We start from the raw sequence: 19,797 nt of genomic DNA on the forward strand, positions 1-19,797 counted from the left end.
CCGGAGCCGGAGCCGGAGCCGACTCGGCCGAGGGTCAAGCCGGCCCGGCCGCAGCCGATCCAACCCCCGAAGGCCAAGGCCCCGAAGATCCGACCCCCGACACCCCCGCAGGAGGCCCGCAGTGAACGACGCGTTCGACGTCGCCCTGCGACTCCTGATCGTCTTCGTCGTCTTCCTCACCTTCCCCCTCATCGTCGGTCAGACCGAGCACAAGGTGATGGCCCACATGCAGGGCCGCCTCGGTCCGATGTATGCCGGTGGCTTCCACGGCTGGGCCCAACTCGTCGCGGACGGCGTGAAGTTCGCGCAGAAGGAAGACATCGTCCCGGCGGGTGCGGACCGCCGTATCTTCCAACTCGCCCCCGCCGTCGCCCTCCTCCCGTACCTGCTCGTCCTCCTCGCCATCCCGATCGGCCCGGGCGAGGGTGCCGTCGGTCAAGTCCTGGACGCGGGTATCTTCTTCGTCCTCGCGGTGATGGGCGTGAGTGTCCTCGGCTCCCTCATGGCCGGCTGGGCCTCCGCCAACAAGTTCTCCCTCCTCGGCGGCCTCCGCACCGCCGCCCAACTCCTCGCCTACGAACTCCCCATGCTGCTCACCGCCGCTTCCGTGGCCATGGCGGCCGGCACGGTCTCCCTCCCCCGCATCCTCGACGCCTTCCACTGGTGGTGGCTGCCCTGGCAGATCGTCGGCGCGATCGTCTTCTTCGTGGCCGGCCTGGCCGAACTCCAGCGGCCCCCCTTCGACATGCCCGTCGCCGACTCCGAGATCATCTTCGGCGCCTACACCGAGTACACCGGTCTCCGCTTCGCTCTCTTCCTCCTCGCCGAGTACGCCGGAATCGTCGTCCTGTGCGGCCTGACCACCGTCCTCTTCCTGGGCGGCTGGCACGGCCCGTGGGGTGCGGACGGACTCGGCTGGGTGTGGACCCTGCTGAAGACCGCGCTCCTCGCCTTCGTCGTCATCTGGCTCCGCGTCACCTATCCCCGCTTGCGCGAGGACCAGCTCCAGAAGCTCTCCTGGACCCTCCTTGTCCCCCTCTCCCTCGCTCAGATCGCCCTCACCGGCATCGTGAAGGTGGTGTTCCTCCAGTGACCCCGTTTCCCGGCTCCGGCCTGGCCAAGGGCCTGGCCGTCACCCTCCGCACGATGACGAAGAAGACCGTCACCGAGCAGTACCCGGACACCCAGCCCGACCTCCCGCCCCGCACCCGCGGAGTCATCGGCCTGTTCGAGGAGAACTGCACGGTCTGCATGCTCTGCGCCCGCGAGTGCCCCGACTGGTGCATCTACATCGACTCCCACAAGGAGACGGTCCCGGCGGCGGCCCCGGGTGGCCGCGAGCGCAGCCGCAACGTCCTCGACCGCTTCGCCATCGACTTCTCCCTGTGCATGTACTGCGGTATCTGCATCGAGGTCTGTCCTTTCGACGCCCTGTTCTGGTCCCCGGAGTTCGAGTACGCCGAGACCGACATCCACGAACTCACGCACGAACGCGACAAGCTCCGCGAGTGGATGTGGACCGTCCCGGCCCCACCCGCCCTCGACCCCGGCGCGGAGGAGCCCAAGGAGATCGCCGCCGCCCGCAAGACCGCCGAGAAGCTGGCCGCGACTCAAGCTGCCGCGGAGGCGGAGGCCGCCGAGGCGGTGGAGGCGGCCCAGGCTGCGGAGGACACCGGGGCTGCAGGGGTCGCCCAGGCTGCGGAGGTCACCGAGGTCACCGAGGTCACGGAGGTCACCGAGGCCGCGGAGGTCACCGAGGCCGCGGAGGTCACCGGGGTCGCTCAGACCGCGCCCGAGTCACCCGAGTCACCCGAGGCGCCCGAGCCCGCCGAGCCCGGCCACGCCGAGTCGGCCTCGCCCACCGACCCGCCGGAGGGACAGTCGTGACCCTCGCCGCCACTGCCACCGCCACGGCAACCCTCGCCGCCACCCACACCCACGGCTTTCTCTCCCCGACCGGCGTGGAGATCGCCTTCCTCCTCGTCGGCCTGGTCACCTTCGGCGCCGCCCTCGTCACCGTCACCACCAAGCAGCTGGTGCACGCCGCCCTGTGGCTCGTGGTGGCCCTCGGGGGCGTCGCCGTCGAATACCTCCTGCTCACCGCCGAGTTCATCGCCTGGGTGCAGGTCCTCATCTATGTCGGTTCCGTAGTCGTCCTCCTTCTCTTCGGTCTGATGCTCACCAAGGCCCCCATCGGCCGCTCCCCGGACGCGGACTCCGGCAACCGCTGGGCCGCCCTCGCCGTGGCCGTCGCCGCCGCGGCGGCCCTGGTGTGGGTCGTCGTCGACGCCTTCCGCGCGACCTGGATGGACCTGGACGGTCCGGCCGCCGGCTCCACCGCGGTGACCGGCGCGAGCCTGTTCCAGAACTGGGTCCTCCCCTTCGAGGCCCTCTCCGTCCTTCTCCTCGCGGCGCTGGTCGGCGCGATCGTCCTCTCCCGCAAGTCGAAGGCGGAGTCGAGCTCTCCCCCTGTGAACTCCCGGCCCGCGACCGGTAGTTCCCCATCCGTCCCGGATTCCCGTAATCACACGATCGGGCGAAAAGGTGCGGTTGAGGGCAACGGTCCCACCGCCCGGAACAACCCGACCGAGCAGGAAGGAGCCCGCTGATGCACCTCGTCTATCCCGCCGTGCTCGCCGCCCTCCTCTTCTGCACAGGCGTCTACGGCGTCCTCGCCCGCCGCAACGCGATCCTCGTCCTGATGTCGGTCGAGCTGATGCTCAACGCCGTCAACCTGAACCTGGTCGCCTTCGACGTCTGGCTCAGCCGGACCGCCGAGGACAAGCTCCACTCCGGCCAGGCCCTGACGCTGTTCACCATCGCCATCGCCGCCGCCGAGATCGGCATCGGCCTGGCGATCGTCCTCGCCGTCTACCGAGCCCGCGGCACCTCGGACATCGACAGGCTCCGCGACACCGCCGAGGGCCACGAACCGGACGGTCCCGGCGGTCCCGGTGGACCTGGCGGACCCGGCGATCCCAGTGGGGTCGACGGCCCCGACAGCGACGGCACCGAGCCCCCCGCGGCCGAGAAGGCTGAGGCCACCGCGTGACCACGACCACCCTCGCCGTCCTCGTCCCCCTTCTCCCGTTCCTGGGCGCCGCGGCCGGCCTGCTCCTGGGCCGTACCGCCCCCGGCTTCGTCCGCCCGCTCGCCGTGCTGCCGACGCTCGCCGCGCTCGCGCTGGCCGCGATCGTCGCCGTACGCCAGGGCGGCGAGGCGGCCATCGACTCCGCCACCGAGCTCACGCCCACCGGCTCGGTCCCCGTCGAACTCGCCCTGCACATCGACGGCTTCGCCGCCCTCGTCGCCGTCCTGGTCGCCTTCGTCGCCACCTGCGTGCAGATCTACTCGACGGGCTACCTGCGCGACGACCCGCGCTACCCCTCGTACGCCGCGCTCGTCTCCCTCTTCACCTCCGCGATGCTCCTGGTCGTCTACTCCGGCGACCTGATCGTGCTGCTGGTCGGCTGGGAAGTCATGGGCATCTGCTCCTACTTCCTCGTCGGCCACTACTGGGAGACCCCGGAGGCCCGCGCCGCCTCCATGAAGGCCTTCCTCGTCACCAAGCTCGGCGATGTCCCCTTCCTGATCGGCCTGTTCGCGCTCGCCACCGACGCCGGGTCCTTCCGCATCACCAAGATCCTGAGCACCGTCGCGAGCGGTGGGCTGCACCACCCGACACTGATCGCGCTGCTGCTCCTGGCCGGCGTGGCGGGCAAGTCGGCGCAGTTCCCGCTGCACACCTGGCTGCCCGACGCGATGGCCGGCCCGACCCCCGTGTCCGCGCTGATCCACGCCGCGACGATGGTCGCCGCCGGTGTCTACTTCGTCGCCCGTCTCCTCCCGGTCTTCGAGGCCTCCTCGGCCGCGATGGTCGTCCTCGCCGTCATGGCCGCCGTGACGATGACCGGCTCGGGCCTCGCCGCGTTCGCCCAGGACGACATCAAGCGCGTCCTCGCCTACTCGACGATCGGCCAACTCGGCTACATGACCGGTGCCTTGGCCGTCGGCGACCGCGGTGCCGCCGTCTTCCACCTCCTGTCCCACGGCGCCTTCAAGGCGCTGCTCTTCCTCGCCGCCGGCGTGATCATCCACGCCTCCGGCACCAACTCACTGGCCGCCATGTCCCGCATGGGCAACCTGCGCGCCCGCGTCCCCGATGCCTTCTGGACGATGACCGTGGCGCTCCTCGCACTCGCCGCGATCCCGCCGTTCAGCGGCTTCTTCTCCAAGGAGTCCGTCCTCGGCGCCGCCGAACACGCGGCCACCGAGCACACCGCGCGCATCCCCGGCGCCGCGGGCTGGATCGTCCTCGTCGCCGGCCTGCTCACGGCCCTGCTCACCGCCGCCTACGCGACGCGCCTGTGGCTGCTCGCCTTCCACGGCAGGGGAGTCGAGGCCCCCGACCACGGCAGGCAGCCCGTCGTGATGAACGCGGTGCTGTGGGTGCTCGCCGTCCCGTCCCTCGCCCTCGGCGGACTCGCCTACCGTGTGCTCCCGGACTGGTTCGACGGCCGCGACCTGACCCCGACGCTCACCACGTCCGTCCTCGGCACGGGTGTCGCGCTCGTCGGCGGCATCGTCACCTACGGCGCCTGGCGGCACACCACCGCGCTCGCGGCCCGCACACCGCTGGGCGCGGTCGCGGCCCACCCGGAGGGCGACGCCGGACTCGTCGAGGCCGAGGCCATCGCGAGCCACACGCCCGCCTACGGAGACGTGGCATCGGCACCCGACCCGGCGGACCCGGGCCGCCTCCTGCTCGGCCCGCTGCACCGCCACGCGGCCACCGGCTTCCACCTGGACGCCGTCTACGCGGCCCTGTTCGTCCGCCCGGTGATGGCGGCGGCGGGTCTCGTCCGGTTCCTCGACCGCGAGGTCGTCGACACCTACGTACGGGGCGCGGGCACCCTGCCCCGCCTCGCCGGAGCCGCCGTACGGCGCGCCCAGACCGGCAATCTGCAGACCTATGTGAGCGCGCTGCTCGCCGGCACCGTCGTCCTGACGGTCGCCGTCCTCCTCGTCGCCACGGGAGCGTGAGCAGGCGTGATCGATATCAACGAGTCCGTGATGCAGGTTCTTCTGGCGTTCGTCGTCGTCGGCCCGCTCCTCGGCGCCGTCGCCGCTCTCCTGCCCGCCCCGCCGGGGCTGAAGGGGAAGTCGCCCGAGCAGGCCGTCCTACGGCACGGCGTCACCGTGACCGGCGTGATCCTCATCGCCGCGATCGTCCTCGCGCTCGGCTTCGACCACGACCATCCGTCGAAGATGCAGGCCACGACCGACATCAGCTGGATCCCCGCACTCGACGTGCGCATCCACCTCGGCATCGACGGCATCTCCCTCCCCCTCCTGGTCCTGACCGCGCTGCTGACCTTCCTCTGCGCGCTCTACTCCTACTTCAAGATGCCAACGGGCCCGTCCCCGAAGGCATTTGTCGCCCTGATCCTCGTCCTGGAGTCCGGCACCCTCGCCACCTTCGCCGTCCTCGACCTGATCCTCTTCTTCCTCGCCTTCGAGACCGTCCTCATCCCGATGTACTTCCTCATCGCCCGCTGGGGCGGTGCCCAACGCACCCAGGCCGCCTGGAAGTTCATCCTCTTCACACTGCTCGGCTCCGTCGTCATGCTGCTCGGCCTGCTCCTGATCGGAATCAAGGCGGGCACATTCGACATGGTGGCACTCGCCACTGACAACGGCCGCTCGCTCACCACATCCGTGCAGGTCATCGCCGTTCTGGCGGTCGGGATCGGGCTCGCGGTCAAGACGCCGATGTGGCCGCTGCACAGCTGGCTGCCCGACGCCCACACCGCCGCTCCGACCGTCGGCTCGGTCCTGCTCGCGGGCGTGATGCTGAAGATGGGCACGTACGGGTTCGTCCGCATCCTGCTGCCGATCGCCCCCGACGGCATGCACACCTTCGCGCCCTACCTCGCCGCCTTCGCCGTCGTCGGGATCATCTACGGTTCCCTGGCCTGCCTCGCCCTCGCGAAACAGGGCGCGAAGGGCGACCTCAAGCGCCTCATCGCCTACTCGTCCGTCGGCCACATGGGCTTCGTCCTGCTGGGCATCTCGACGATGACCCCGACCGGCGTGAACGGCGCCCTGTTCGCCAACATCGCCCACGGCCTCATCACCGGCCTCCTGTTCTTCCTCGTCGGCGCCCTCAAGGACCGCACGGGCACGACCGACCTGGACACCCTCGCCGAGGAGACCGGCGCGGCCCTCTACGGCAAGGCCCCGCGCCTCGGCGGCCTGCTCGCGTTCGCCGCCGTCGCCTCGCTCGGACTCCCCGGACTCGCCGGATTCTGGGGCGAGATGCTGGCACTGTTCGGCGCGTTCAAGCCCGCCGCCGACCTCAGCCGCCCCGCGTTCCTCACCTTCATGGCGATCGCGGCCTTCGGCACCCTGCTGACCGCCGCCTACATGCTCGCCGTCGTCCGCCGCGTCTGCATGGGCGCCGTGGCGCAGGAGGCGCCGAAGCTCGCCGACGTCCAGACGTACGAGTTCGCGGCCTGGACCCCGCTCGTCGCGCTCACCGTCGCCGCCGGCCTGTGGCCGAAGGCACTCCTCGGCCTGACCGACCCGGCCGTCCAGCAGCTCCTCGCAGGAGGCACCCGATGAGCGCCCCGGTCCAGCCTCTCGCGGAGTCGATGGTCCAGTCCGTCGACTGGCTCGCGATCGCACCGCCCACCATCACGGCCGTCGTCGGCCTGGTCGTCCTCGTCGCCGACCTGTTCCTCCCGGACGCCAAGAAGGCACTCCTGGGGTGGGCGTCGGTCGCGGGCCTCGCCGCCTCCGCGCTCATGCTGCTGCCCCTCCTGGACGGCGACCGCGCCACCTTCTGCCTCACCGGCGCCCCGACCGCCTGCAGCTATACGGCGGACCGCTTCACCCTGGTCATCCAGTTCCTGGTCCTCGGAGGCGCCCTCCTCGCGGCCCTCCTGTCGATCACCACCCTGAAGGACGCCGACAAGGGACTCCCCGAAGGGGAGTACTGGTTCCTGCTGCTCTCCTCCGCCGCGGGCGCCGCCCTCCTGCCCGCCTCCCGCGACCTCGCGACCCTGATCGTCGCCCTGGAGGTCGCCTCCCTGCCCGCGTTCGCCCTCGTCGGCATCCGGCACGGCGACAAGAAGTCCGCAGAAGCGGCCCTCAAGTTCTTCCTGTCCTCGGTCACCGCGACCGCGGTCAGCCTGATGGGCGTCAGCTTCGTCTACGCCACCACGGGCACCCTGTACCTCACCGAGATCGCCGACCGCATCCAGCACGTCGACGGCCAGTTCCACACCCTCGCCCAGACCGGCGTCGTCCTCACCCTCATCGGCTTCGCCTTCAAGACGGCCGCCGTCCCCTTCCACTTCTGGGTACCCGACACCTACGTAGGGGCGCCCCTCCCGATCGCCGCCTACTTGTCGGTCGTCGGCAAGGCGGTCGGCTTCTCCGGCCTGATCCTCGTCACCGTCGTCGCCTTCCCGTCGTACGCCGACGTGTGGGGTCCGGCGCTCGCCGCACTGGCCGCCCTCACCATGACGGTCGGCAACCTGGGCGCCCTGCGCCAACAGGCCACGCGCGCGTACAGCGCGGTACGGCTGCTCGCCTGGTCCTCCGTCGGCCAGGCCGGCTACCTCCTCGTACCGATCGCCGCCGCCGCGTACTCCAAGGACGCCCAGAAGTCGATCGGCTCCACCGTCGCCTACGCCCTCATGTACGCGGCCGTGAACCTCGGCGCCTTCGCGGTGGCCGCGCTGGTGGGCCGTAGCAGAGCCCTGAACCGCATCAGCGACTACCGCGGCCTGTACGCGTCGAACCCCCTGGCAGCCCTCCTCCTGGCCTTCTTCCTGCTGTGCCTCGCCGGACTGCCGCCGGGGGTCATCGGGCTCTTCGCCAAGGTCACCGTCTTCTCGGCGGCCGTCGACGCGGGTCTGGGCTGGCTGGCGGTCGTCATGGCCGTCAACGTGGTGATCGCGCTTTTCTACTACCTCCAGTGGACGGCTCTGCTGTTCCGCGCGCCCGAGGGAGAGCACGACAAGCACCGCGTCCCGGCCCCCCTCACCGCCGCCCTCGCGCTCACCGGTGCCCTCGGAATCGCCCTCTCCGGAGCACCCCAACTGGTCCTGCGCTTCGCCGACACCGGACTCTTCTGAGCCACCGGCACATACCACCGTCCTCACCCGGACGGCCCACGCCCGGCGCCGTACGCACAAGGGAACTAGTGGCCCTCGCCTGGCGTTGACCAGTGCGGAAGGGTCCACTGGACGTGGCACCACGAGACCAGTGGCATCGGAGATCAGCAAGCAAAGGGTTCCCCTGCCGCACGATTTTGGAGGGCGTACCGTGCACCGCCGGCACAACGGGCTCAGGACCGCAGTTCTCCTCGGGGGACTGTCCGCACTCATCATCGTCATCGGCAGCTTCTTCGGCCGCATGGGGCTCGTCGTAGCGGTCGTGATCGCGCTGGGCACGAACGCGTACGCGTACTGGAACAGCGACAAACTGGCGCTACGCGCGATGCGCGCCCGCCCGGTGAGCGAGTTCGAGGCCCCCGCCCTGTACCGCATGGTCCGCGAGCTCTCGACCCAGGCCCGTCAGCCCATGCCGCGCCTGTACATCTCGCCCACGGAGGCGCCCAACGCCTTCGCGACGGGCCGCAACCCGCGCAATGCCGCCGTGTGCTGCACGGAAGGCATCCTGCGCATCCTGGACGAGCGCGAGCTGCGCGGAGTCATCGGCCACGAGCTGAGCCATGTCTACAACCGCGACATCCTGATCTCGTCGGTCGCCGGTGCCCTCGCCTCGGTGATCATGTTCCTGGTCAACTTCGCCTGGCTGATCCCGATCGGCCGCTCGAACGACGACGACGGACCCGGCATCCTGGGCATGCTGATGATCATGATTCTGGGCCCTCTCGCGGCCAGCCTCATCCAACTGGCCATCAGCCGCTCCAGGGAGTACGAGGCGGACGCGTCCGGCGCGCAGCTGACCGGGGACCCCCTCGCCCTCGCCAGCGCCCTGCGCAAACTCGACGCGGGCACCAAGCAGCTTCCGCTGCCCCCGGAGCCCCGCATCGAGACCGCGAGCCACATGATGATCGCGAACCCCTTCCGCCCGGGCCAGGGACTCTCCAAGATGTTCTCGACACACCCGCCGATGGCGGAGCGCATCGCCCGGCTCGAGAAGATGGCAGGTCGCCCTCAGTGAAAACCATCCTGAACGTCATTTGGCTCGTCCTGAGCGGCTTCTGGCTGTTCCTCGGGTACCTGCTCGCCGGCGCGCTGCTGTGCATCACCATCATCGGCATCCCGTTCGGCATCGCCGCGTTCCGCATCGGCGTCTACGCCCTGTGGCCCTTCGGGTACACCACGGTCGAGCGCCGTGACGCCGGTGCGGCGTCCTGCGTCGGCAACGTCCTGTGGCTGGTCCTCGCGGGCTGGTGGCTGGCCCTCGCGCACATCGTCACCGGCATCGCCATGTGTATCACGATCATCGGCATCCCCTTCGGCATCGCCAACTTCAAGCTGATCCCGGTCTCGCTGTTCCCCCTGGGCCGCGAAATCGTGCCCACGGACCAGCCGTTCGCCACCCGCTGACGGGGCCGACCGTGGTGGGGGCGCCGAAGTACGTCCTGCTGTCGTACGACGAAGGCTCCGAGTCCACCGGCGAGCACGGGTACGAGCAGACCTGGGCCCTGTGCCAGGACGCCGACGACCTCTTCGCCGACCCGCCCCCACTCATCCGGGAGACGTACGAACTGCTCGGCTGCGCACCCGAGGGCGAACTCGCCGCAGCCCTCGCACGCGCGCGTGCCGACGGTTCGGCGCCGCTCGGCCTGCTCACCCTGGAGATCCTCGACAAGACCGGCACCGGCGCGGGAACGGACGGGGACTGGTGGCTGGAGGACGTACGCGTGGTCGGCGACCGCCCCTGCGCGCGTGACCTGTCGCTGAGGGACGTCACCGTCGAGGGGCTGCCGTCCGACGACAACCCCTACGACTACCCGCACTGCCCACCGCTCTCCCCGGGCTACCGGCTGCTCGGCCCGGACGGCGAACCCTGGGGCGGCTGCCGGGACTTGGCCCATCCCCAGGAGGACCGGCCCGAACCGCTGGACCCTCCCGTGCGCCTGTTGGGCTGTTCCCCGCGCGGCGCGCTGCGGGCCGCCATGGACAGCGGGGACGAGGATCTCGGCCACGCCAAGGTGCTGCGCATCGACGCCTCGGGTCGGCCCCTGCAGCCCGCCACCGAGGGCGAGTTGCGGGCCTGGATCCCGTCCGCGCGCGGCCCCGGCCTGGTCGACCTCACCCTCGACCCCTGGGCGGAACGGCCACCGTTCGCGGCCCGGACGGTGTGGGACCTGTGGGGCGAGGGGCGTCCCTCCGAGCCCGGCCGCTGGGCCGGTTGCGACGCCGAGGGGCGCCGGTTCTGGCTCGGCATCGCGCTGGCGAACCACGCCCACGGCGCCCCGGACCGGCCGCCGGGCACCACCTACCACCTCGACGGCAGACACATCACCGACCCGCAGGGCTTCTTCTGCGCTCTCGGCGAGGCGGTCAACGGCCCCGGCGGATACTTCGGTCGGGGCGTCGACGCCCTGGACGACTGCCTGCGCGGTCACTGGGGAGCGGCTCCGCCCTTCACCCTCGTCTGGCACGACGCGACCGTCGCCCGCACCTGCCTGGGCCTCGCCCCGCTCACCGGCCCACGCCCACCGACGTTCGAGGAACTGCTCGCCCTCCTCGCCGAAAGGCATGTCGACGTCCGCCTGGCCTGACCGTTCGTCACCGGACCCCAGGTGAGCCGGTTCTCCACAACCGCCGGGCTGTCCACAGGCCGGCCCGATTGTCAGTGGCGCGTTGCACTATGAAGCCATGACCGAGAACGAGCAGCGACTGCTGACCCGGGTGGCCGCCGAGGCCCGCAACACCTTGCCGTGGGGCTGGACTTCACTCCCCGCCCCGGTGGACGAGGCCACGGTGACTCGCGCCGAGGCCACCCTGGGCTTCAGCCTGCCCCCACTGCTCGCGGCGCTCTACTCGCGCATAGGGGACGGCGGATTCGGCCCGGAGTACGGCCTGTTGCCCCTGCTCGACAGCCCGCCCGCCGGCGAGCCCGCCGCCGTCACGCAGTACCTCGCCAACCGCGAGAGCGGACGCAAGGACCCCGACTGGCCCTGGCCCGAGGGCGTCCTGCCGATATCCCACTGGGGCTGCGCGATGTACGCGTGCGTGGACTGCCGAACCCCGCAGGCCACCGTGCTGCTCTACGAGCCGAACGCGGACGAGGCGGACCACGCGTGGTACGTGGACGCGCCCAGCCTCGCCGACTGGCTCCAGGGCTGGCTCGACGGCACCGGCTGGTACGTCGACGCCAACATCGGCATCGAGCCCGAGCCGTGGGACGACTTCCGCATACGCACGACCCCGCAGGCGTCCTGACCGACTCCCGGCACGGCCGACCGTGCCGCCCCTCCCGGCACCACCCCGCTCCTCTCCGCCGATGCCTGCAACCACCACACGCATCCGTGACGTCCTGTTCATCGACACGGCGGAACATGCAGCGACAGGCCGTGGGCAAGGACCTACGAACACAGCCTGTCCGGGCGGAATTCACAGCTCCGGATCAGTGCGAGCACAGTGTGAAAGGGCAGGTTCACGGCATGGGCATCATCAGCTGGATCATCCTGGGACTGTTGGCCGGAGCCATCGCCAAATTCCTGCTGCCGGGCCGCGACCCGGGCGGCTTCATCGGTACGACCGTCATCGGCATCGCGGGCGCGTTCATCGGCGGATGGATATCGGCCCGTTGGCTGGACCACCCGGTCGCGAAGAACTTCTACGACGGCGCCACCTGGGCCTCGGCGATAGGCGGCGCACTCGTCCTCCTGATCGCCTACCGCATCTTCTTCGGCAACTCGCGCAACTAGAACCTGCCTCAGCGCGCCCCCGTACCGCAGCCAGCAGGGGAGAAGGGTGGGTGCCGACGGGCACCCACCCTTCTCGTACCGCGTACCGCTGCGCGCCGGGCGCGCGAGCCATGGTTCTACCGGTAGTTGACGAACTGCAGCGCGAAGTCGAAGTCCTTGCCCTTGAGCAGGGCCTGCACGGCCTGAAGGTCGTCGCGGCTCTTCGAGCTGACCCGCAGTTCGTCGCCCTGAACCTGGGCCTTCACGCCCTTGGGACCCTCGTCGCGAATGATCTTCGCCACTTTCTTCGCGTTGTCCTGGGAGATGCCCTCCTCGATGGACGCGAAGATCTTGTACTCCTTGCCGGAGAGCTGAGGCTCACCGGCGTCCAGCGCCTTCAGCGAGATGCCGCGCTTGACCAGCTTGGACTGGAAGACATCGAGCACCGCCTTGACCCGCTCCTCGGAGTTCGCCTCCATGAGGATCTTCTCGGCGGACCATGCGATCGAGGCACCCACGCCCTTGAAGTCGTAGCGCTGCGAGATCTCCTTGGCGGCCTGGTTGAGGGCGTTGTCGACCTCCTGCCGCTCGACCTTCGAGACGATGTCGAAACTGGAGTCGGCCATGTCCTGTGGCTCCTTGTATCGGGGTGCGTATCGATGCGTGTCACTGCGTATCGGCGTGCGTGGGGACAGCCGCCGAGCCCGGTGTAGGCGCCGGGCCGCATCCGTATAAGCCTAGCCACCCGCTCCCCTCCGGGCGCCGATCTATCGGGTGGCGAAGCACCCCCACGCATCGGGTATCGTTTACGTCGTTGCCACGGAGCACCGCCGAAAAGCGGTACGAGAGGCAGCAACCCCGGCGGTGTGCCCGAGCGGCCAAAGGGAGCAGACTGTAAATCTGCCGGCTAAGCCTACCCAGGTTCGAACCCTGGCGCCGCCACATGTAGGTAGACCCCCTCCGATCTGCGGGAACGCAGACTGGAGGGGGTCTTTTCCTGTCCGGGACGATCTTTCCGCACGGGGCCGAAACCAGGTGACCGGCCTCACTCTGTGACGCACGGACCCTTGGCCGATCGGGTCTTCCGGACCATACGCGGCCCAGGTCGAAGGGCCGACCTGTTGCGAGGACCAGCTCTGTTCGTCATCTGCGCGGCGGTGCGTCCGAGGCCCATCTGGACGAGATGCGGACGGCGTTGGGCAGGCGCAGGCTGAGGGCATGACGGCCGGTGCTCCATCAGGGCCCCCGGAAGGCCCGCTGCGGCAGGACGGGCGGCAGAGCAGCGCCTCTCCTCGACCTCGGTGGGGGAGGTTGAGCAGGGGCGTCCTGACGCACATCGCGGCCATCGTGATCGGCTTCGCGATCGGAGCCGTCGCCGGCTATGCGGGCGCTGGCGGCTCGACGGACACTCCGGCGACACCGAGGGTCACCGTCACGGCAACCTCCATCGCGACAGAAACCTCGTCGACCGACAGCTCCGGCACTGCCCAGAAGGCGCGTTCCGGCGAGATTCCGGGGGACGGTACGTACGTGGTCGGCAAGGACATCAAACCCGGCACGTACCGTACGGACGGCCCGCAGGGCGGGCTCGTCACCAACTGTTATTGGGCTCGACTGAGCAGTACTTCCGGCGAGTTGCGGGACATCATCGCCAACGGAAACACCATGGGGCAGACGACGGTCACCATCGCGCCCACGGACAAGGCGTTCACCACCACCGGCTGCAACAGGTGGACGAAGGCCGACTAGCGATCCTCAAGTCCGGCTCGCAGTCGCTGATTTGATCGAGGCAGGGCCAATGCGGCCAATGCGGGGAGGCGGTCCGCGACCCGCCAAGGGCCGGTGCAGGGGCGTCACCGAAACCGCTGCGCCCGCCTGCTCGATGCCGCACGCCGGCAACTCGGGGCCCCCGCCGCCCTGGTATGGACCAAAGTCTTGACGTGACCGTGCCACAGCCCTACTGTCGCGGCATCGCGTTCATGTTGAAACACAAAGTTCATCTACATGAACACGCATTGCCAACCGAGTCCATCGAGCAGACAGGAAGGCACCCCCCCATGCGCATGCGTACGCTGCTCACCTCCCTGGCCACCGTCACCGCCGTCACCGGCGGGCTGGCCCTTGCCGCTCCGGCCGCGTCGGGCAGTACCAATGTCACCGGCGCCGTCGCCGCACCCCTCGCCGACCCGACCGTCGCGCCCGGCGGGAACTTCGACCTGGGGGTGTGGCAGCTTCAGGAGCCGGTGGGTTCCCCCGGCTCGCCCACGACGATCTCGTCGGCCCGCCTCCAGGGGGCCAACGGCTTCCAGGACTCGTACTTCTACACGGACACCCGCGACGGCGCGATGACCTTCTGGGCGCCGGAGAAGGGCGTCACCACGCCCAACTCGAACTACGCCCGCTCCGAACTGCGGGAGATGAACCGCAGCGGCAGCGCCGCCAACTGGTCGCTCAGCGGCACGCACACGATGAAGGCGACGCTACGGGTCGTCTCCGTCACGTCGAACGTCTGCGTGGGCCAGATCCACCTCGGCACGGGCGGCACGTCCACCAAGCCGCTGCTGGAGCTGTACTACCGGTCGAGCGGCGACATCGTCCTCGGCACGGAGAACTCGCCCGACGGCGGCCAGACGCTCCACACCGTCGGCAACGTGGCCGTCGGCAAGACCTGGAGCTACACGATCGGCGTCTCGGGCGGCAACACCATCAACCTGACGGTCAACGGGAGCACCACGCACTACGCCATCCCGTCGTCCTTCAACGCCTACAAGCAGTACTTCAAGGCCGGTTCGTACAACCAGTCGTCCTCCGACAGCACCACCAAGGGTGCCCGGGTCGCCTTCTACGGACTCACCGTCTCCCACAGCTGAGCGAGCCTCGACGGCCGACGCGGCCTGCGGCGGGGCAGACTGATCCCATGTCGTCACGCCGCAGGAGTTGCCCCGAGTGCCGTCGCGAGATCGCCGTCGTCGCCGGACGGTTCGCGCGCCACGACCCGCCCGGCGCACGCGAGAGCGGCGAGCTCGTGTCGTGCCCCGGCTCGCGCCGACAGGCGGAACTCGGGGCGGCCCAGCCCGCGTTGGACGGCTACGCGGTGCCGGACTTCCCGGGCCAGATGCCACTGTTCTAGTCAGCAGGAGAACGTCCGGCGGACAAGCTCAGTTCCCCGCCACCGACTTCACCGCCACCGACACCGGCGCGGACCCACCGATCAGCTCCAGCGTCAGGCCGGCCGTCGCCGGGGTCTCCACCAACTCCGCGAGTACGGCGGCCACATCGTCGCGCGGGATCGCGCCGCGCCCGGTGTGGGCCTCCAGGCGGACCAGGCCGGTGCCGGCGTCGTTCGTGAGCGAACCGGGGCGCAGAATCGTCCAGTCCAGGGCATCCAGGCCGCGTACGTACGCGTCGGCCTCGCCCTTGGCCCGCAGGTACACGTCGAACACACCGTCCCCGGGGTGCGCGGGATCCGCGCCCATCGAGGAGACGACGACATGACGTCGTACGCCCGCCAGGACCGCCGCGTCGGCGAACAGCACCGCCGAACCCCGGTCCACCGTGTCCTTCCGGGCCGTACCGCTGCCCGGGCCCGCGCCCGCCGCGAAGACCGCCGCGTCCGCGCCCCGCAGCAGCGCCGCGACCTCCTCGACCGAGGCCGACTCCAGGTCGAGCACCAGCGGTTCGGCGCCGGCCGCCCGCAGATCGTCGCTCTGCCCGGCGTTGCGGATGATGCCCGCGACCTCTTCACCACGCGCGGCGAGCAGACGCTCCAGCCGCAGCGCGATCTGACCATGACCTCCAGCGATGACAATGCGCATGCCTTCGACCGTACGCCCGGACGGCCGCACACGCCGCATGACTTCAGCCCCGTCCCGGCAGCACACCCCCGTGCCGCACGCGCCGGGCGCGCGAGCAGGGGTGCACGCGGGTCTTCGCGCCCCAGGCGTGCGCCCCCGAGCGGCAGCGGGTCACGCCAAACGCCTCACGCACCGCGCCCAGCCCCTGCTTCCGGTCCCGTCGAACGGCTTACGGACCCCGCCCCGCTTCCGCCTCGGGTCACGTCGGGCAGCTCAAGCACCGCGTCCCGCCCCCGACCAGGCTCACGACAGCTCGCCCCGCCCCTGCCGCGGCAGCCCCAACTCTCCGCCCGCAGCCGTGTTGCAGTACTCCCGCACCGCGCTCGTCCGTGCCACCACGCGCCCCCGGTGCACCACGATCCGGCTGTACGCCAGCGAGAGCGCGCCCGCGAGCCGGTCGCCGCGCACCGCGAGCAGTTCGGCCGGAAATCCCGCCTCGACCCGTACCTCGGGCAGACCGAGCGCCGTCCGCGCCGACGCACTCACCGTGTCGTACGCGTCCTCGGGCCGCATCCCGTGCCGCGAGGCCAGCAGGTAGGCCGCCTCCAAGGGGTCACCGCGGCCCACGGGGTTGGACATGTCACGCAGGGCGCCGCTGCCCGCGGCCACCTGGACGCCGGCCGTACGCAGCAGTCGTACGGGAGCCGTGCCCCGCCGGTCGACGCCGCCGCAGCCGCCCTGCGGCAGGCACACCACCGTCACACCGGCCGCGGCCAGTTGGTCCGCGATCCGGGTGACCGTGTCCGCGGGCAGCCGCCCCAGGCCGCCGCACGGGCCCAGCGTCACCCCGGGCCGCATTCCGCCCGCCACGGCCGCCAGCCGGGCCAGCCGGGTCGGGTCGGCGGCGTCGGTGTGCAGGTCGACCGGGCAGCCGTGCTCGGACGCGACCTCCAGGACGGCCTCCACGTACCCCGTCGGATCGGGGTCCAGATCTGGACAACCGCCCACTACGGAGGCACCCATTTTCAGCGCGTCCCGCAGCATCGCGAGCCCGTCCGCCCCAGCCACCCCGGTCAGCAGCCGGGGCATCGCCACCGCCGTCAGTTCCGCCAGCCCGCGCAGCGCCCGCCGCGCCCGCAGTACGGCGGCCAGCGCGCCCAGCCCCTGGACGTCCCCCACGCGCACGTGTGCCCGCTGCGCCGTCGCCCCGTGCCCGAGTTGCAGCAACGCGGCCTCCGTGGCGCGGCGTTGGACGTCCTGGGGGTCGTAGGAGGCCGGTCCGCCGTTCTCGGCCGACAGCGCGGTGTCGCTGTGCGCGTGCGGCTCGGCCGGGGCAGGGAGGAGGAGATAGCCGCTGAGGTCTACGCGCGCGCCGCACGCGCGCGTGGCGTCCGTCGCCAGGCTGCCCGCCGTGCCGACCGCCTCGATGCGTCCGCCGCCCAGCCGTACGTCCACGGTCCGGCCGTCGGTCAGCCGGGCCCCGCACAACAGGAGCGCGGCCGGGTCGGCCGGTCCCGACGAGCCCGAGGAACCCGACGAACCCGATGACGAGTGGGACGGCTGGGGCTGGCTGTCGGGCATCGCGCTCCAGGGGCTCAGGGCTTCGCGGGCTCGGCTTCGGGGGCTCACGGCAGGTGGCTGCGCAGAGGGGCGCAAGATCACGCAGAGTGAGTCGAGCCTAGGGCGGTGATCCGCTCGCGGCCGGGAGGAGCGCAATAGTCGTACCGGTGTGGTCCCCCGTACGGGAGGGGGTCCCGAGGCCGCTGGGAGGGCCGTGGAAGGGGCTGGAGCGGTGCCACGAAACGGATTTGGGTGAACGGCGGCGGAGCGTGTAATGTCTTCATCGCTCGCCCCAATAGCTCAGTCGGTAGAGCGTCTCCATGGTAAGGAGAAGGTCTGCGGTTCGATTCCGCATTGGGGCTCTGGTGTGAGAGGTTCCTGCCGCAAGGTTGGAACCAATCCCATCACAGCGGTGTAGCTCAGTCGGTAGAGCAAGCGGCTCATAATCGCTGTGTCACCGGTTCAAGTCCGGTCACCGCTACTGACAGTAGCCGATTGCGGGGTCGGTCCTTCGATCGGCTACTCTGTTATGCGTTCATAGTCCCATCCGTTCGTCAAGGAGCACTCCTGTGGCTGCCACCGACGTCCGCCCGAAGATCACGCTGGCCTGCGTGGAGTGCAAGGAGCGGAACTACATCACCAAGAAGAACCGGCGTAACAACCCGGACCGACTGGAGATGAAGAAGCACTGCCCGCGTTGCAATGCGCACACCGCGCACCGCGAAACGCGATAAATCAGGCTCGTACACGAGGCCGCCCCCGCATTTTGGGGGCGGCCTCGTGTCGTTATTCAGCGGAGCAAGACACATCAGGAGGTGCCGAGTCATGGCGCTCGACCAGTCCTTCGTGGGGCGGACCTACCCGCCCACCGACCCCTACGAGGTGGGCCGGGAGAAGATCCGTGAGTTCGCGGAGGCGGTGGGGGACGCCAACCCGGCATACACGGACCCGGAGGCCGCCAAGGCGCTCGGACACTCCGATGTGATCGCCCCGCCGACCTTCGTCTTCTCCATCACCTTCAAGGCCGCGGGACAGGTCGTCCAGGACCCGCAACTGGGCCTCGACTACAGCCGCGTGGTGCACGGCGACCAGAAGTTCGTCTACGTCCGCCCCGTGCGCGCGGGCGACCGCCTCACGGTCACCTCCACGATCGAGGCGATCAAGTCGCTGGCGGGCAACGACATCCTGGACATCCGCGGTGAGGTCCACGACGAGGTCGGCGAACACGTGGTGACCGCCTGGACCAAGCTCGTGGCCCGCGCGGCGGAGGGGAACTGACATGACGGCGAAGATCGCGTACGACGACATCGAGGTCGGCACCGAGCTGCCGGCCCAGACCTTCCCCGTGACGCGCGCCACCCTCGTCCAGTACGCGGGTGCCTCCGGGGACTTCAACCCGATCCACTGGAACGAGAAGTTCGCCAAGGAGGTCGGACTCCCGGACGTCATCGCACACGGCATGTTCACCATGGCCGAGGCGATCCGGGTGGTCACCGACTGGGTCGGCGACCCGGGCGCGGTCGTCGAGTACGGCGTCCGCTTCACCAGGCCGGTCGTCGTTCCGAACGACGACCAGGGCGCCACCGTCGAGGTCGGCGCCAAGGTCACCGCCAAGCTCGACGACAACACGGTCCGCGTGGACCTCACCGCGACCAGCGCCGGACAGAAGGTGCTCGGGATGTCACGAGCCGTTGTACGACTGGCGTGAACTCGAGCCGAGGTAAGGGGCGTCCGCCATTGCGGGCGCCCCTTACGGTTGGGCCGACCCCGGCGGACTTCGGTCACCGGTAGTGACGCCGGCGGCCCGGCGCGTGTGTCGTGCCGCACATCGAACGACCCGCACAGCCCGCCCGGAACTCCTCCCAGACCACCTCTTGACTTGGTTAGTGATTGAGTACTAACTTTCTCGCATGGTCAGGATGAGCGCAGAAGAGAGGCGCGAGAGTGTCGTCCGCGCGGCGATCGCCGAGTTCGCGCAGCGGGGGTACTACGGCACCTCCACGGAGGCGATCGCCAAGCGGGTCGGTGTCTCGCAGCCGTATCTCTTCCGGCTCTTCCCGGGCAAGAAGGCGATGTTCGCGGCGGCCGCGCTCAGGTGTGTCGAGGACGTGTGCCGGGTCATGGAGGAGTCGTCCGAGGGGCTGGAGGGCGAAGAGGCCGTGCACGCCATGGCCGACGCCTACGTGCGGCTCATCACGGAGCATCCCGAGAAGCTCCGGATGCAGATGCAGACGTACATCACGGTGGCCGCCGCCGAGGCGGAGGGCGACCACGAGTTCGGCGAGGCCGTACGCAAGGGCTGGTTGCGGCTCTGGGACATCGTGCATCTGTCCATGGGGGCGGATGTGAACGACACCGCGACCTTCATGGCGCACGGAATGCTGATCAACACCCTTGCGGCCATGGGCTTCCCGCCCGAGCACAGGGTCTGGGAGGGGATGTACCCGGAGGCCCGTGTCACCGGTCGGCTGGAGAAGTCGTAGCGGCGGGCAAGAGGCGGATTCCGCGCCTTTTCATGAGCGTAAAAGTTAGTCATCAATAACT

The 19,797-nt window shown here is 70.0% G+C and carries 22 protein-coding genes and 3 tRNA genes; 22 read left to right on the forward strand and 3 right to left on the reverse strand.

What is annotated here, in order from left to right; all coding sequences use genetic code 11:
* Positions 1-121 precede the first annotated feature (121 nt).
* The 12 genes from JHN45_RS27545 to JHN45_RS27600 all read left to right on the forward strand — a co-directional run bounded on the left by JHN45_RS27545 (position 122) and on the right by JHN45_RS27600 (position 11,920).
* On the forward strand, positions 122-1,093 hold the full coding sequence (locus tag JHN45_RS27545) for a complex I subunit 1 family protein (RefSeq protein WP_201051059.1): 972 nt from the start codon (positions 122-124) through the stop codon (positions 1,091-1,093).
* Entirely contained in the window at positions 1,090-1,887 is a 798-nt protein-coding gene (locus JHN45_RS27550; protein WP_201051061.1) for an NADH-quinone oxidoreductase subunit I, read from the forward strand. Before JHN45_RS27545 ends, JHN45_RS27550 begins: the two co-directional genes overlap by 4 nt.
* On the forward strand, positions 1,884-2,609 hold the full coding sequence (locus JHN45_RS27555; RefSeq protein ID WP_201051062.1) for an NADH-quinone oxidoreductase subunit J: 726 nt from the start codon (positions 1,884-1,886) through the stop codon (positions 2,607-2,609). The genes JHN45_RS27550 and JHN45_RS27555 overlap by 4 nt, the downstream gene beginning before the upstream one ends.
* On the forward strand, positions 2,609-3,052 hold the full coding sequence (gene nuoK, locus JHN45_RS27560) for an NADH-quinone oxidoreductase subunit NuoK (RefSeq protein ID WP_201051064.1): 444 nt from the start codon (positions 2,609-2,611) through the stop codon (positions 3,050-3,052). The genes JHN45_RS27555 and nuoK overlap by 1 nt, the downstream gene beginning before the upstream one ends.
* Positions 3,049-5,043 carry an NADH-quinone oxidoreductase subunit L gene (locus JHN45_RS27565; protein WP_201051066.1) on the forward strand — a complete coding sequence of 665 codons (1,995 nt, stop codon included), beginning with the start codon at positions 3,049-3,051 and terminating at the stop codon, positions 5,041-5,043. The genes nuoK and JHN45_RS27565 overlap by 4 nt, the downstream gene beginning before the upstream one ends.
* A gap of 6 nt (positions 5,044-5,049) precedes the next feature.
* A complete protein-coding gene (locus tag JHN45_RS27570; protein ID WP_200715189.1) occupies positions 5,050-6,624 on the forward strand; it encodes a NuoM family protein in 1,575 nt (524 codons plus the stop codon).
* The gene (locus JHN45_RS27575) at positions 6,621-8,144 is read left to right on the forward strand and encodes an NADH-quinone oxidoreductase subunit N (protein WP_201051071.1); all 1,524 of its coding nucleotides are present in this window, start codon (positions 6,621-6,623) and stop codon (positions 8,142-8,144) included. The genes JHN45_RS27570 and JHN45_RS27575 overlap by 4 nt, the downstream gene beginning before the upstream one ends.
* 190 nt (positions 8,145-8,334) lie before the next feature.
* Positions 8,335-9,198, forward strand: coding sequence for a zinc metalloprotease HtpX (htpX, locus tag JHN45_RS27580; RefSeq protein WP_200715187.1), 864 nt, complete (start codon positions 8,335-8,337; stop codon positions 9,196-9,198).
* A complete protein-coding gene (locus tag JHN45_RS27585) occupies positions 9,195-9,587 on the forward strand; it encodes a YccF domain-containing protein (RefSeq protein ID WP_200715186.1) in 393 nt (130 codons plus the stop codon). Before htpX ends, JHN45_RS27585 begins: the two co-directional genes overlap by 4 nt.
* Positions 9,588-9,598: 11 nt before the next feature.
* Positions 9,599-10,768, forward strand: coding sequence for a barstar family protein (locus tag JHN45_RS27590; RefSeq protein WP_307783204.1), 1,170 nt, complete (start codon positions 9,599-9,601; stop codon positions 10,766-10,768).
* 97 nt (positions 10,769-10,865) lie between these two features.
* Positions 10,866-11,432: an SMI1/KNR4 family protein gene (locus JHN45_RS27595; protein ID WP_201051073.1), complete on the forward strand. Its 567-nt coding sequence runs from the start codon at positions 10,866-10,868 to the stop codon at positions 11,430-11,432.
* 221 nt (positions 11,433-11,653) lie between these two features.
* Positions 11,654-11,920, forward strand: a complete 267-nt coding sequence (locus JHN45_RS27600; RefSeq protein WP_200679136.1) for a GlsB/YeaQ/YmgE family stress response membrane protein — start codon at positions 11,654-11,656, stop codon at positions 11,918-11,920.
* Positions 11,921-12,036: 116 nt separating this feature from the next.
* Here the strand turns inward: JHN45_RS27600 and JHN45_RS27605 are convergent, their stop codons facing one another.
* Positions 12,037-12,525 (reverse strand): YajQ family cyclic di-GMP-binding protein, encoded by a 489-nt coding sequence (locus tag JHN45_RS27605; RefSeq protein ID WP_200715184.1) that lies wholly within the window; start codon positions 12,523-12,525, stop codon positions 12,037-12,039.
* A 234-nt stretch (positions 12,526-12,759) separates the two neighbouring features.
* On the opposite strand from JHN45_RS27605, the gene JHN45_RS27610 reads away from it, so the two are divergent.
* From JHN45_RS27610 to JHN45_RS27625, 4 genes are all read left to right on the forward strand, one after another.
* Positions 12,760-12,841: transfer RNA gene (locus JHN45_RS27610), tRNA-Tyr, on the forward strand.
* Positions 12,842-13,210: 369 nt separating this feature from the next.
* Positions 13,211-13,648, forward strand: a complete 438-nt coding sequence (locus JHN45_RS27615; protein ID WP_201051075.1) for a hypothetical protein — start codon at positions 13,211-13,213, stop codon at positions 13,646-13,648.
* Between the two features lie 308 nt (positions 13,649-13,956).
* Positions 13,957-14,769, forward strand: coding sequence for a polysaccharide lyase family 7 protein (locus JHN45_RS27620; RefSeq protein ID WP_201051077.1), 813 nt, complete (start codon positions 13,957-13,959; stop codon positions 14,767-14,769).
* Between the two features lie 47 nt (positions 14,770-14,816).
* Entirely contained in the window at positions 14,817-15,029 is a 213-nt protein-coding gene (locus JHN45_RS27625) for a hypothetical protein (RefSeq protein ID WP_093627344.1), read from the forward strand.
* Positions 15,030-15,057: 28 nt separating this feature from the next.
* Here the strand turns inward: JHN45_RS27625 and JHN45_RS27630 are convergent, their stop codons facing one another.
* Together JHN45_RS27630 and JHN45_RS27635 are read right to left on the reverse strand one after the other, a co-directional pair.
* Complete coding sequence (locus JHN45_RS27630; RefSeq protein WP_200710688.1) at positions 15,058-15,714, reverse strand: NAD(P)H-binding protein; 657 nt, start codon at positions 15,712-15,714, stop codon at positions 15,058-15,060.
* Between the two features lie 282 nt (positions 15,715-15,996).
* Positions 15,997-17,274 carry an amidohydrolase family protein gene (locus JHN45_RS27635; protein ID WP_201051079.1) on the reverse strand — a complete coding sequence of 426 codons (1,278 nt, stop codon included), beginning with the start codon at positions 17,272-17,274 and terminating at the stop codon, positions 15,997-15,999.
* A gap of 268 nt (positions 17,275-17,542) precedes the next feature.
* Between JHN45_RS27635 and JHN45_RS27640 the strand changes: the two genes are divergently transcribed.
* From JHN45_RS27640 to JHN45_RS27665, 6 genes are all read left to right on the forward strand, one after another.
* Positions 17,543-17,615 (forward strand) — tRNA-Thr (locus JHN45_RS27640).
* 46 nt (positions 17,616-17,661) lie between these two features.
* A tRNA-Met gene (locus JHN45_RS27645) sits at positions 17,662-17,734 on the forward strand.
* Positions 17,735-17,822: 88 nt separating this feature from the next.
* Positions 17,823-17,987 (forward strand): 50S ribosomal protein L33, encoded by a 165-nt coding sequence (gene rpmG, locus JHN45_RS27650; protein ID WP_003948671.1) that lies wholly within the window; start codon positions 17,823-17,825, stop codon positions 17,985-17,987.
* A 91-nt stretch (positions 17,988-18,078) separates the two neighbouring features.
* Positions 18,079-18,531, forward strand: a complete 453-nt coding sequence (locus JHN45_RS27655) for a MaoC family dehydratase N-terminal domain-containing protein (RefSeq protein ID WP_201051082.1) — start codon at positions 18,079-18,081, stop codon at positions 18,529-18,531.
* Position 18,532: 1 nt separating this feature from the next.
* The gene (locus JHN45_RS27660) at positions 18,533-18,961 is read left to right on the forward strand and encodes a MaoC family dehydratase (protein WP_201051084.1); all 429 of its coding nucleotides are present in this window, start codon (positions 18,533-18,535) and stop codon (positions 18,959-18,961) included.
* A 202-nt stretch (positions 18,962-19,163) separates the two neighbouring features.
* Complete coding sequence (locus tag JHN45_RS27665) at positions 19,164-19,736, forward strand: TetR/AcrR family transcriptional regulator (protein ID WP_200710692.1); 573 nt, start codon at positions 19,164-19,166, stop codon at positions 19,734-19,736.
* Positions 19,737-19,797: the final 61 nt, after the last annotated feature.

The sequence above is a fragment of the Streptomyces sp. MBT53 genome (genome assembly GCF_016654115.1).
In the GTDB taxonomy this organism is placed as follows: domain Bacteria; phylum Actinomycetota; class Actinomycetes; order Streptomycetales; family Streptomycetaceae; genus Streptomyces.